This window comes from Rhodoplanes sp. (assembly GCF_013377085.1).
Classification (GTDB): Bacteria; Pseudomonadota; Alphaproteobacteria; order Rhizobiales; family Xanthobacteraceae; genus Rhodoplanes.
Genome location: NZ_JACAAX010000007.1, coordinates 71,460 through 83,953, shown reverse-complemented (window position 1 = coordinate 83,953; position 12,494 = coordinate 71,460). Strand labels below are relative to the sequence as shown.

The 12,494-nt window shown below is 64.0% G+C and carries 15 protein-coding genes and 1 pseudogene; all 16 read right to left on the bottom strand.

The window, feature by feature from the left end; translation table 11 throughout:
- Positions 1–4 precede the first annotated feature (4 nt).
- Positions 5–379: a hypothetical protein gene (locus tag HXX10_RS07745; protein WP_296521335.1), complete on the bottom strand. Its 375-nt coding sequence runs from the start codon at positions 377–379 to the stop codon at positions 5–7.
- Between the two features lie 2 nt (positions 380–381).
- Entirely contained in the window at positions 382–1,458 is a 1,077-nt protein-coding gene (locus HXX10_RS07740; RefSeq protein ID WP_296521333.1) for a hypothetical protein, read from the bottom strand.
- 3 nt (positions 1,459–1,461) lie between these two features.
- Positions 1,462–2,229 carry a hypothetical protein gene (locus tag HXX10_RS07735; RefSeq protein WP_296521331.1) on the bottom strand — a complete coding sequence of 256 codons (768 nt, stop codon included), beginning with the start codon at positions 2,227–2,229 and terminating at the stop codon, positions 1,462–1,464.
- Positions 2,230–2,232: 3 nt separating this feature from the next.
- Entirely contained in the window at positions 2,233–4,368 is a 2,136-nt protein-coding gene (locus tag HXX10_RS07730; RefSeq protein WP_296521329.1) for a hypothetical protein, read from the bottom strand.
- Positions 4,365–4,721, bottom strand: a complete 357-nt coding sequence (locus HXX10_RS07725) for a phage tail protein (RefSeq protein ID WP_296521328.1) — start codon at positions 4,719–4,721, stop codon at positions 4,365–4,367. Before HXX10_RS07725 ends, HXX10_RS07730 begins: the two co-directional genes overlap by 4 nt.
- A 149-nt stretch (positions 4,722–4,870) precedes the next feature.
- Positions 4,871–5,086 (bottom strand): annotated as a pseudogene (locus tag HXX10_RS07720) (phage tail tape measure protein); the annotation flags it as partial.
- A 2,141-nt stretch (positions 5,087–7,227) separates the two neighbouring features.
- On the bottom strand, positions 7,228–7,977 hold the full coding sequence (locus HXX10_RS07715; protein WP_296521326.1) for a hypothetical protein: 750 nt from the start codon (positions 7,975–7,977) through the stop codon (positions 7,228–7,230).
- Positions 7,978–8,304: 327 nt separating this feature from the next.
- Positions 8,305–8,715 (bottom strand): hypothetical protein, encoded by a 411-nt coding sequence (locus tag HXX10_RS07710; RefSeq protein ID WP_296521324.1) that lies wholly within the window; start codon positions 8,713–8,715, stop codon positions 8,305–8,307.
- Positions 8,702–8,887 (bottom strand): hypothetical protein, encoded by a 186-nt coding sequence (locus tag HXX10_RS07705; RefSeq protein ID WP_296521322.1) that lies wholly within the window; start codon positions 8,885–8,887, stop codon positions 8,702–8,704. Before HXX10_RS07705 ends, HXX10_RS07710 begins: the two co-directional genes overlap by 14 nt.
- Positions 8,887–9,813 carry a phage tail tube protein gene (locus HXX10_RS07700; RefSeq protein ID WP_296521320.1) on the bottom strand — a complete coding sequence of 309 codons (927 nt, stop codon included), beginning with the start codon at positions 9,811–9,813 and terminating at the stop codon, positions 8,887–8,889. The genes HXX10_RS07705 and HXX10_RS07700 overlap by 1 nt, the downstream gene beginning before the upstream one ends.
- 35 nt (positions 9,814–9,848) lie before the next feature.
- Positions 9,849–10,259: a phage tail terminator-like protein gene (locus HXX10_RS07695; RefSeq protein ID WP_296521318.1), complete on the bottom strand. Its 411-nt coding sequence runs from the start codon at positions 10,257–10,259 to the stop codon at positions 9,849–9,851.
- Positions 10,259–10,642 carry a hypothetical protein gene (locus HXX10_RS07690; RefSeq protein WP_296521316.1) on the bottom strand — a complete coding sequence of 128 codons (384 nt, stop codon included), beginning with the start codon at positions 10,640–10,642 and terminating at the stop codon, positions 10,259–10,261. The genes HXX10_RS07695 and HXX10_RS07690 overlap by 1 nt, the downstream gene beginning before the upstream one ends.
- A gap of 1 nt (position 10,643) precedes the next feature.
- On the bottom strand, positions 10,644–11,051 hold the full coding sequence (locus HXX10_RS07685) for a hypothetical protein (RefSeq protein WP_296521314.1): 408 nt from the start codon (positions 11,049–11,051) through the stop codon (positions 10,644–10,646).
- On the bottom strand, positions 11,048–11,449 hold the full coding sequence (locus HXX10_RS07680) for a hypothetical protein (RefSeq protein ID WP_296521313.1): 402 nt from the start codon (positions 11,447–11,449) through the stop codon (positions 11,048–11,050). The genes HXX10_RS07685 and HXX10_RS07680 overlap by 4 nt, the downstream gene beginning before the upstream one ends.
- A gap of 12 nt (positions 11,450–11,461) precedes the next feature.
- Entirely contained in the window at positions 11,462–12,112 is a 651-nt protein-coding gene (locus tag HXX10_RS07675; protein WP_296521311.1) for a hypothetical protein, read from the bottom strand.
- 10 nt (positions 12,113–12,122) lie between these two features.
- Positions 12,123–12,476 carry a hypothetical protein gene (locus HXX10_RS07670; RefSeq protein WP_296521309.1) on the bottom strand — a complete coding sequence of 118 codons (354 nt, stop codon included), beginning with the start codon at positions 12,474–12,476 and terminating at the stop codon, positions 12,123–12,125.
- Positions 12,477–12,494 lie beyond the last annotated feature (18 nt).

Here is a 12,494-nt window from a genome sequence, read left to right as displayed (position 1 = left end):
CCACCTACATTTCGGGGGCGAGCAGCTCGCCCGCGCGCGACTGCCCGAACGCCGCGACGAACCCAGCGGACAGCGCCGCGAACTCGGCCGCGTCGGTATCCAGCACTGTGCTGTCGTCCCACAGCCGGCGAAGGCGTGCGGGCGCGGCCTGGAGTTGGGCGTCGATCGTGCTGGCCTCCGCGTCCGTCGCGCGCCGCCACACCGTGGATTTGTAGAGGCGAGTCAGCGGCGGCGGGACCGGCGCCACGTAGGGCACGGGCGTGTTGCCAGCCTCCACCCACGCCAGATAGGCGGCATAGTCGGAATTGGCCGGGTCCGCCGGGATGCACGCGCCGTCGCTGCGGAGGATGCTGGTGCCGGAAGTGAGTTTGTATGTCATGATCAGAGCCTCGAGTCCGCTTTGAAGTGGGTGTAGTAAACCGCGCCCGCGGTTAGACCGCTCGTCGTGATCTGGAAGAAGCCGCTTTCTGTAACGCCCGACGCAGTGGCAGCCGCGGTATTCCCGCCGCCGACAGCAGATATGACCCCACTGGTGCCGCTCTCGCCGTATAGCGTAACTGTCGGCGCGGCGCGCTTTGGGGATTTGAACACAAATGTTCCTAGAATGGCCCCCGCCGACGCTGCAACCGCCCCCATCATTCCCGCTGACGTGGCTGTACCGGGGGGCGATGCCCTGGGGTATGTCTTCTCCCAAAACCATAGACACCGCCGCAGCTCGTCCGCGTAGTCCGGCAGCTCCCACGGGGGTGCCGCGCCGGTCGCGTCGGGGTCGAGGTAGAAACCGACGTCGAACAACTCGAAGACGTTGCCGACCGTGCCGAGGAAGTTGAACTGGCTGCTTGTCGCGATGATCGATCCAGCCTGCACGCCGAGAGAGCCCTGGAATGTCGATCCAGCCGCCAGTGCAATGGTCATGATCATCCCGGCCGTGTTGTCCTTCGTCCACGTCCCGGCGGTGTCGCCCGTGAAGACGAGTGTCTTGACAACGTCCGTGTTCGCCTCGCCTCCCGAGATGACCATGTTGGCGACCACGGACCGATCGGTAGCGTTGTTACGGATCGAGACTCCGTATGTGCCGGCCGGAGCTTTGACCCCCACGCGCAGAATTGTGGCCTTCGCAGACGCCGTACCCCATATGAAGTCGGCGACGTTGAAGCCTTCAAGCTTCTGCAGCAGGATTGCATACTGACCCGCGGCGATGCTGGTGTCCGCGGTAGTCACAGTTACTCGGATGCGATTTGGTGAACCTTCCGGTGTGACGCTAGCGACCTGTGCGACCTGAACCGCACCGTCGTGAATACCAACATACGGCCACTGGTCGGCAGGGTAGAAGCCGCTAGCTGTTCCCACCGCGCTCCCGTTCTCTTGGCTCACCATCATGCCGCCGTTAACGATGCGGTTGCGGCGGGCTCGCGCGGGGTCGCGTGATGCGGCGAAGCGTGCTCGGGACTCGGTCATGGGTTAAAGCTCCGCTTCCGCTTTCCAACTATCGATGTAGTAAATGGTGCCGGTCGACGTCGCCGTATGGCGAACGCGAAATCCTTCGATCCCCGACTCCTGATAGTCTATAGCGGTGTTGAAGCCGCCAGCCGCGACGTTGGTGATGGTCAGGGTCGGGACGGCTCGCTTCGGGGCCAAATAGCGGACGAATGCGTTGTAGTTGTTGCCAGAGATCCCATAGGCTTCGTACATTGCCTTGTCGGGATTGTAGCCGCCATCGATCTCGAAATATCGCTGGCACAGCGACAGCTCGAACGGCACGAACCGCCGCTCGAACGGCGTGACGAACGAGCCCGGTTCTACCTGCGCCAGCGACATCGTGCCGGTGCTGAACTCGATCGCCGTAGCCGTCTTGGCCGCAAGGCCGGTGACGGTGAAACCGCTCGCGGCATACGATCCGGACGCGGCGCCCTGATAGATGCGGGCCGTTGCGGTGCCGACCCACGAGGCGGTGTAGGTTCCACCCTCGATGTTGATGTTTTCGATGACCTGCAACAGCGTGCCGGCCGTGATCGTGAACACCGTGTCGGCGCCGCTCGTCGCGAACGTGTAGGTGCAGCCACCCGCGCCGGCCTTCCATCGATCATGCCCGTATACGCCGGCCGCAAGCGTAACGGTGCCGCTGACGACACGCTGATTGTGCCAACCGGCACCGTTGAGCAGCCTGTTGCGGAACGACCAGGGGCCGCGATCGAGGCTGGCCGCGGCTGATGTGAGAGTGGCGGTCATGGCTTAAAGCTCCGCGCTGGCAGTGTAATCGAACCCCTGATAGAGGCAGGATGCTATGGAGGAAAAATTAAGCGTGAACACAGTGGGTCCGTTGGAAATCAAACTGCCGGCAGCACCATTGTTTTTCCATGAGCCGTCGTAATAGGACACTTTGTTTGATGTACCCGCACCATCATAAACAACAACAGTAGGCGTCACCCTCATTGGAGCAGACGGGAATGTCGTGACTCCAAAGCCGGATCCCCCTGACGAAAAATTAGGAGCTACAATTCCGTTACTTCCAGCCGAAATAGTAGAACCTGGAGCAGTGCCAACCGCGTAGCTTTTGCAAAAGTATTTCTGGCACAGCGACAGCTCGAACCCGAACGGCCGCCGCTCGAAACTCGTCGCCTTGCTGCCCGGCTCGAACTGCGCATCGGTGAGCGTGCCGGTCGACCATTCGATCGTCGTGGCTGTCTTGGCCGTGAGGCCGAGCACGGTCTGCGGGCCGGCGAGATACGATCCGGACGCGGCACCCTGATAGATGCGAGCCGTTGCGGTGCCGACCCACGACGCCGTGTAGGTGCCGCCCTCCACGTTGATGTCCTCGATCACCTGCAGCAGCGTGCCGGCCGTGATGGTGATCTGAGTGTCGGCGCCCACGGTCGTGAACGTGTAGGTACAGCCACCCGCGCCGGCCTTGAAACGGTCATGTCCGTAAACGCCCGCCGCGAGCGTCACGGTGCCAGAGACGCCGCGCTGGTTGACGGCGCAGGTGCCGTTGAACAGGCGGTTCCTGAACGACAGGCCGAGCCCGATGTTCACCTGAGCTTGTGCGCGCTGCGGTTCCGAAAACGACTGCGCGCTGTCGACGACCACCGCGCTCGATACGCCGACGATCGACCAAGCGATGACGCGCAGACTGTCGCCGGCGAGCGCCCCGCTGATCAGTGCGATGCTGGTGCCGTTGGTCGCGATATAGTCGCCGTCCGTGCCGTTGAACGGCATCTGCAGCCGGCCATCGAGAAACACCTCGATCGCGTTGGGCGTGTAGGCGAGCGTCGCCGCATTCTTGTCAGGTCCAGAAAACGCTGTCTGCCCGGCCGCGCAATCGTAGGTGAATTGGGCGAATGCCGCGCTCGGCGCCGCCGTCTGATTGTTGACCGACGACGCGTAGATGAGAATCGGATCGCCCGTGTTGCACGCGCTCGCGAGCGTGATGCTGGTGCCGTTGGTCGCGGTGTAGTCGTCGCCCGGCGTGAGCGTGCGGCCAAACCGGATAACGGTGACATTGTTCGCGGTGTAAAGCAGCGTCGCGCCGTTGCCATCCGTCCCGGTGAAAACCGTCTGGCCTGCCGAGGCCGTGAATTTGAAAAACGAGAACATGGCGCCGCCGGCCGTCACAGCCCACGTGCCATCGGCGCGTAGGAACTTGGTGGCGGCGGCGTCGCCCGCGGCCGGCGCCGGCACGAGCCCCTTGGTGCCGCCCGCGCCCGTGTCGCCGGTCATCGCGTTCAACTCGGCGGTGATCTGCGCGGCGGTGAGATCGCGCGCCGCCGCCACGGCGGCGGTGTTGTTGCCCTTGAACGTGTGGGCCGCCATCGTGGCGAGTTTGGCATTCGTGATCGACGCGTCCGCGATGCTCGTGACAACCGCCGTCCACGTGCCATCCGCCTTGAGAAACTTCGAACCGGCCGCATCGCCGGCTGCCGGCGCCGGCACGAGCCCCTTGGTGCCGCCCGTACCCGTGTCGCCGCCCATGGTGGCGACGTTGACCTTGACGACGCCCGGCGTCGACCAATCCCACGTGACCGGCGCATTGTCCGTCACGACACGCTCGGCCGAGAGGCCCGTCTGCGCCGTCCGGACCAGATAGTCCGCGTCCAGGGGCGCGGTCACCGGCACCGCCCAAGCGCCACCGGCGCCGAGGAACTTGCCGGCGGCGGCGTCGCCCGCGGCGGGGGCCGGAACGAGCCCGGTGAGGCCCCCCGCGCCCGCGTCGCCCGTCATCGCCGTGACCCGGACGATGTATTGCGAGATGGCCGCGAACGTGTACGGCTGCGGCGACGGGTCCGCCGGACCCGCTGCCCCGAACAGATAGTCCGTGGAAGAGATGGCCGCGCCCGAGGTGACCGGAGTCACATTGAGATCGAGACTCATGGATCAAACTCCTCGGTAAGCTCGGCCTGCAGCGATTGGTACGCGTACCCGACCTGTGGCCGCGTCCATGTGGTCACGGTCCATTTGCGCGTCGTCTGGTCCCCCGGGTGCGCATAGAGAAACGCCCCGGAGGCGCCGAGCGCGATGAAAAACGCGTCGATCGCCTGCGCATCTGCGTAGGCAAGCGTTTCCCATTTCAGCGTTGCCGTGTGCGGGAATATGTTGATCCCATCCGCCTGCCGTTGGCTGTAGCCATCGCCGTATTTCACCCGCCGCATGCGCGGCGTCGTGATCAGTTGCGTGCCGTTGATGCTGGGGCTGCGGGGTGGTGCGAAGCTCGGTAGCGTGCTCATCCTCTCAACATCCCCCCTGCCCGCTGCTCGCGCAGGAGCGTGTCTTTGACGATTGAGACGATCGCCGCCGCCGCTTCGTTGCCGAACGCCTTACCGTCGCCCGACTTGGCGTTGCTCGGCATCGTCACGTTGACCACCGGCGCCACCGTCACGGACGCGCCGCCGCTGCCGCCCGACGACGACACGCCGAGCTTGCCGTCAGCACCGCGCTTGAGTGGCACGATCGCCTCCGGTCCGGCCTCCCCAGCAAGGCCCGCACCATTCGCCATCGGAAATATGATCGGCGACGTGATCACGCCCCCGCTCGCGAACGGCATGATGTTGCCCCCCGAGAACACATTGCCGTCCGCGGATTTGAACAGCGACGCAATGGCGGACAGGCCACCACTACCGGACAGCGCACCAAAGGCGCTCAGCACGAGTTTCTGCACCGCCATCTCGATCAGCTTATCGGCGAGCTTGTTGATCGAGTTGCGCAGCGCGTCCGCCGACGTGAGGCCGTTGCGGAGATCCTTGGCGAACGAGGTAGCGAAATCAGACGCGAGCGACGAGGTAGTCCGGAGCGCATCGTTGAACCGCATCTGAACGGCGATGTTGTCGTTCATATGGGCCTTATAGTCGTCGCCATAAATGCTGCGCATCCTACTAGCGATCGACTGATCGCTAGACGACATGAACATCGTGTCCGATTCATATTTCACGTCGCTCTTTAGCTGTATTTCAGCCCTGAGCTGAACCTGCCTCGCAAGCTCTGCGTTGATCAGCTTTTCTTTCTCATACTCGTTGTTGTTGAACGACGTGTGAGTCCGAAGCGCGTCTTGCTCGATCCGCTGCCGCGCCTCAAGGTTCGCCCGAAGCTCGGACTGAACCAACACGCTCTTGCCGATCAGATCGATTTCGAGCTGTGCAGTCTGCAGATGCGCTCGCACTTGAAGATCGCGCTTCGCCGCCGCCTCGGCCGCACGGAGGGCGTTGGCCTCGGCCGTCTTTCTCGCCTCGGTGAGATCCTCTTGAGCCTTCCGCTGCTCAAGCATGCTGATCGTTTCGAGTGCGATCTGTTTGCCCTCCTGCGAGTCCGCCGAGACCTTCGCGTCACGGATGCGCTTGTCTACCTCAAGCTGCCACCCGGATTTGTAGACGGCGGCCGTTTCCTTCTCGATCGCCAGCGTGACCGCCTCGACCGACTCCTTGCGCCGACGATCAGTCTCAGAGGCGGCGGCCGTGGCCGCGGCTTGGCTCGCCGTAGAAGCGACCCCCTCGGACGTGCTGCTGCTCGGCCCCAGCAACCGGCTGACGCCGATGGCCAAGGCGCCGACGCCCGTCATCCGACCGGACGATATGGTCGACTCGGCAAGCGAGCGGATGCCCTTCGCGATGGCTTCGGCAATGCCGAAGTTGTTGATCGTTTCGAGAGCATGCGCGACGGTATTGAGCTTGTCTGCGAGGCTCGTGAGAGAGGCAATCTGTTGCCCGAACTGCTCGCCGCTGTGCTGCATCGCATCGGACATCGCGGTCCACGCGCCGGTGAGCGTCCCGCTGCGCTTTTCGCCCGCGCCACCAATTTGGCCGGCGAGCAGTTCGAGGATGAGCCGTTGCGCCTCCACGGAGCGGCCCGTCTCGACCATGTCGATAATCAAGTCCTTCTGGCGAGCACCGAACCGCAGGCCAGCCGCCTCCAGGGCGGAGAACCCTTTCGCCGGATCCGACAGCACGAGACCCATCGCGCGGGCCGCCGAGGTGATGCTGCCGAACCCCGTCGCGGATAGATCATTCGCCGATCGCAATGCCCGATCAAATACGTCGGTCGACACGCTGCCGAACGAAAGAAGCGCCTGCGCCGCGGTACGCGTTTCGTTGATGTTTCCGATCTCGTCGACCAGCTTGAACACCTGCGTGGTCGTTCGGCCCGCTGCCGAGCCGGTGGCGGTGATCATGTTTTGCATGGTCACCGATTGGTCCTCGAATTTCGAGAACGCCTCCACGGCGTCGCTGGCAGAGTGCGCGAGATACAGCACCGCCGCGCCCGCGGCCATGAAGCCCCCGGCCGTTGCGAGGAGCGGAAGCAGTTGCTTTCCCACCGCGCCGAGGGCGGGCGCCAGTTCGCGCCCCACGATGCCCGCGGCCATTACCGAGTCCTTCGCGACGATGCCGATGGCCGGCGATAGCCCCTGCACGAGCAGCGACGCGAGCTTGCTCGTATCTGTGATCGTCTGCGCGGTCGCTTTCGATCCGAGCGTAACCGCATCAAGGGCGCCCTGACGGGCTACCGAAACGGCCCGCTGCGCCGTCTCGTTCTGGCGAAGCGCGTTCATCTCCGAAGTGATGCGAGTTGTCATCTTCTCAAACCCGGAAGTGAGCGCCGCCCCGGCCTTCTCATAGGACACCGAGGAGGATGCGACTTCCTTCTGCGCAGACGCGACGTCCCGCAGTTTCTTGGCGGCCTCCTCGGCGCCGGGCATCTCGTGGACAATGCGGACCTTCTGGACGATATCGGCAAGGGTGGCCATTATTTGAACTCCACGGAGATGCAAGGACCACGCTCGCCCGCGGCACCGGAGCCGCCCGGACGATCCAGATACATGAACCCGATGTCCGCTAGCTCGCCGAACTGCTCGTCTGCGAGCGCGGCAACACCTTCAAAAACGCCGTCTGGTGCCTGATCAGACTCGCCATGCTCGATCTTGTTTGAGTAGGGCGTCGTGTTCATGAAAATGAATTCTTTGGTATCGACGGACGCGTCCGAAGGCTCACTCTCGACTCCGTCCGCGTACAGCACTAACGCGTCTCGATAGGCGCCGGTAAGAACCGGAGCCGCCGCAACGAGCTGCTCCATGATCCACGTCAGCACGATCGCGCGCTCGACTTCCTCGTCAACCGACCCATCACTCTTGAATAGGTCCATAGTGCCGTGGATCATGCCGCGAACTAAGAACCTCCCCGCCAGGGTGGCGCGCAGCGCAGCGACCGCGTTGAGCGCGCCTTGCGCAACACCCATCAGGCCGAGATTGAAATCGTATTCAATTTCTATGTGCCCGGCCTTCTCCGCGAGGATCGCCTCGGCCGTGATCGGCCGGGGGGTGCCGTTGATCAGCGTCAAGTACGTGACGGCGCGGCCGAGCGCCTGTTCATTCGTCCGCTGCGCCTGCCGCGCGTTGTCGTTGGCGTAGTCGGCCAACATCTGCGCGTAGATTCGCGGGGTCACCAGATCGTCAATCTGTCGCTCGGTGAGAATGTCGACGGCGGCTCGGAATGCCATATCAGCCACCGCTCGGTTTGCTCGACACGGACGATTCGACGTCTTCCATGGCGCGCATAAGCGCCACGAACCGATCAAACTCATCGATGTCAGCGATTCCGTATCGTGTCGCGTAGGCGTGTAACGACGTCCAAGGAATCGGACCCATCGTCATCCCTACCGTGCGGTCGCACCGAAGCTGTCGGTACGCTTCCCACTCGGTTACGAGATGCGGATCCGCCGAGACCTTGGCGGCGAGGGCCGGCGGTATCTCGCCGTCCTCTTCCGCCCATGCCAGCAGCCACGCCTCTTGTTCGCCCCACTCCAGCGACCAGCGCAGGGCGTCGGTCAGTTTTTTACCGCGGCATCCTGCTCGGCCTTGCGGCGGGACGCCACCACCGCCGCCGCCCACGCCACGCCATACCGGAAGTTCCGAAAGTCCGGATCCGACAAAAGCGACAGCGCAAGCTCGGGGGTGTAGGGGACCGCCACGCCGGCCGCGTCCACGAGGCCCGACCAATCGAGCAGCACCGTCTTGTGCAGCAACTCGACCGTGATCTTGTCCGCCACATCGGGCGCGAGCCCGTCCGATCGCTGCCCCGCCGGGAGGGCGCGCTGCAGCCTGCCCGAAAGCGCGCGATAGTCGGAATTGTTGTCGCCGCGCACCTTCAAGCGGAGATCAGAAAGCTCGGGGATGTTGTCGACCCAATCGCCACGCTCGATCGCGGCGGAATCGACCTTGATGTCACTGAGTCGCATCGGTCACCTTTTCGGTTTCGTCTACGACCCGGGCGAGCCCCTTGCCGCAGACATTGGTGGAGAACTCTTCCGGCACGGTGGTGACCGTACCGACCTGATAGAACACCTCGCCCGCGCCGTCCGGGTAGCCGTAGAAGTCGACGAGGATCTCGATCTTGATCAGGGCGCCCATCAGGCAACCCCCCGCGTGATGCTCATCGTCGAGGCCGAGCTGGAATCGTACTTGGCGCGGAACGGAATCGTCACCATCACGTCCGCGTTCGGGCCGCTCATCGAACGGGCGCCGTCGAGAAACACGATCTGCGGAAGCGCGACCGTGTATTTCTTGAGCGTCGTGACGCCCAGCGTCATGGACAGCGCGCCGCCGCCGTGATCGAGCACCTTCTGATAGGCCGCATTCTGCGAGAAATACATCTCCATGCTGCCCGTCACATCGAACATGCCCTCGCCGAATTCGTCGCTGTACAGCGAGTCGACGAGGGGCCGCTGCACCGCGTTGTTCTTGATCGCGAGGCTGATCTTTTTGATCTTCGGCGCCGTGAGGCCCGCGACCGTCAGCGCGCCCACGCCGAGGCCCGCCGACATGACCGCCTCCGTGCTGGGGGCCACATAGGTGGCGCCGGTGACGATCACCGTGTCGATCGTCTCCTTCTGCCCGATGACGCCGAACGACCCGGTGATCTCGGACTGTGCCGCGATCTCCAGATTGAACGTGTCGACCATGCCCATGGTGAGCCGGGAGAAGCTCTGCGAAGCGCCGAACTGATACGTCTCCTCGAAGGTCGCGAAGTTTCGAACGAGGCCGTTCTTGAGCACGTTCGTGGTCCACGTGCCGAAAAGCGCCTGCTGCAGAATGTCGTCGAAAGCGCCGTAGTGCAGCGCGAAATTGTAGCTGACGCTTCCCGACTGATAGGGATTCACCTCGTCGCGGATGTTGCGGTCCGCGGCGATCTCGGTGATCGTCTTCGTGGTTTTGTGGGTGCGGATGCCGCCACTCGTCACCCGGATCTGATTGAACGCGGGCGTGGCCGGCGTCGTGCCGGGGACGGTTTCTGCGACGTACGCGACTCGGGAACGCGCGCCAGAGGCGATCGTCATGGACTCACTCCATCATTGTAGGGTTAAGCGCGGCGTTAGCCGAACAGCCAATACCAGTACGGGACCGCAAAGCTGATCTGATAATAGGAACCGAGATCGTTCGCGTCGTTGGTCACAGGTGGCGACGGAGCAAACATTGATACTCCAGCCGTGTCGACCCCGCGGAAGACCGCCCGCAACGTGTCCGCCCAAGCGAGCGCCTGCGGTAGCCCCTCTCCGCGCGGAATGTTCAGCACGATCCGGAACGCGCCGGTTTCCTTATAGGCGTTCGATCCGGGGGCACCGAATGAGTGCTGATTTTCTCGGGCCACCGGGTACTGAACCGCCACGAATGGCCCGCCATCCGCCGGGGGCTGCCCCGCAGTGTTGGTGCCGAGGATGGGAGTCGTCGTCCAGTTGGCGGCGAGGAGCGCCTCCACTGCGATCGTAACCGGCGCGCTCGCCATTATCCCACCGCCGTCATGTTGATGCGGACCAACTCGCCATCGAGATAGATCGGCTGCACCGCCGTGATGGTGCGCCGCCGCCCTTGGACAATCAGCGTGTCCGTGTTCAGCGGAACGCGCGAGTCCGGGTCGAATGGCGGCAGCGTGGGGGCCTGCCCCCCGGGCCACTGCGCGGCGATGATCTGCGTCGCCGAGATGATCACCGATAGCGTGCTCATCGCCACGCCGCCGAGAAGTTCTTGCGTCGCGCCGAACCGAACGAAGGCCCGCACCGTGACATCCACGTTAGCCCTGTTCGGCGCGATGCCGACCATGCGCCGCAGGATCACATCCTCGCCGTCGTCGGCCAGTGCTTCGTCTAGGTCGGCCGCCTCGGCGCCCATGTCACGCCTGCCCGCCGGCCCACGAGGCGCTCGGCTGACTGGTGGGCGCAGCCACCGCCGCGGCTTCCGCGGCCGTCACGGTGGCGGTCGCCGACACCGAAGCGTCTTCCAAGGGCGGCCCACCATTCGTGAAAACCGAGAGGCTCGACGTCAGATCGTCGGCGGCGGCGCCGATATCCGAAACCATCTGCGACGCCGCGGCGAGGCCGCTGGCGAGTCGCGTCTGGTGCGCCTCCAGTTGATCGGCGATTGCGTCCGCCTGATCGTTGACACTCTTCATCGTGTTGACGAGGCGGGCGAGCCCGCGGACGTTGGCGCTCATCTGCTCATTCCTTTTGGTGGATGCGTGAATTTCAGCGACCGCGACAAGCCCGGCGAGCATCCGGGCGTATTGCCGCGCATCGATCACCGGACACCCACACGAAGGGAGGCGGTGGTGTTGACGTAGGTGCCCGTGGAAGTGATCACGGCCCGGAGGCAGTCGCCGAGCACGCCGTCAAGCACGCCCTCTGCCGCGAGGGGGGCATATATCGTGATGCCCTTCGAAAGCAGGCCCTCCAAGTTGGCGATCTTGATGGCCGCCGCGGTGGCAAAATCGAACCGCGCTATGTCCCGCCACGTGTACCCGCTATCAAACGAAGTTTGCACGAGCAGGATGCAGGAAGTGCCGCCGCTTCCGTATTGAAACACGGCGTCCAGGGTGATGGCTGTCATGCCGTCGAGAGAGACAACCGGGGTCTGCGCAATGGCCGCGAGCGGCGATCCGATCGCGCCAGCGAATAGCGTGTAGGTTCCGGGCATTTCCATGTGAGCAGATCCTTATGCGAACACCGGAACCCGGTAATTGTCCAACAGATCGACGACGTCGGGCGGCATGTTTCCGCCGCCCGGTCCAGACGAAACCCACCAGGATTTTGATCCGATGCCGTCCACCGTTTTCTGCCGAAGATACGGGTCACGCTTGCGCGCGAACCACGCCGCCTTGACCATGCGGATCGTCGCGTCGACAATGTCATCCGCCATCGGATCGTAGCCGGCCAGGTACTTCGCAGACACAGGCACCGCCGACCACCGGGTCGGATATCCCGCCGAGTCGAGTCTAATCAGGTGCCCCCGATCGTAGGCGACGCGATAGTCCGCCCCCTCTGTGAGCGGTACGCCGTCCTCGATCACTACCGGCGCCGACGTCACGGGGAACCGAGTGAGCTGAATCGGCGACAGGCCGCCCACCACCACCCACTGGTATCCGTCTCGATCCGGCCAATACTCATCGGTGACCGTTTCGACCGCGAGCACGCGATTGCAGAAATTCCGAATTGCTTGCGACGCCCATCCGATCTGTAGGTTCAGAAAATCGTCATCGGCCGGGGTGGTGCCGTGGATCAAGATGCGCGCCTGCGCGAGCGTCGCGAAGCGCAACGCGGTGGCGGTGGCCGCGGTGTTGACGGTCGTCAGAGTTTGCACGGCCATGGGGCGCCCCTTACGCGAGCGATCGAGTGATCAGCGTCAACGTGCGGTCGGCCGTCTGATTCACCGGCGTGCCCAGCGTGCCAGAGCGGATCTTGACCATGTTGACGCCGCGCCACAGCGCCGGATCGATGGCGATATACTGACCGGCAGCGGCCGAGTAGGTGAGCACGGCCGCGGCGCCCTGCGCCTCCTGCCACGAGCCCCCGCCATCGCTCGACACCTGAAACGTGAGGGCCGCGGCGTCCCACGCGGCCGGCATCGCAATGCCCACCAGCGTACCCGCACCGAGCGCGACGGCGGCCGACAACGCACTGCCGCTGCTGATGAGCGCGGCCGTTTGCGTGAAATTCATCCCGAGAGCCATGGTGTTCTTCCTTCAATG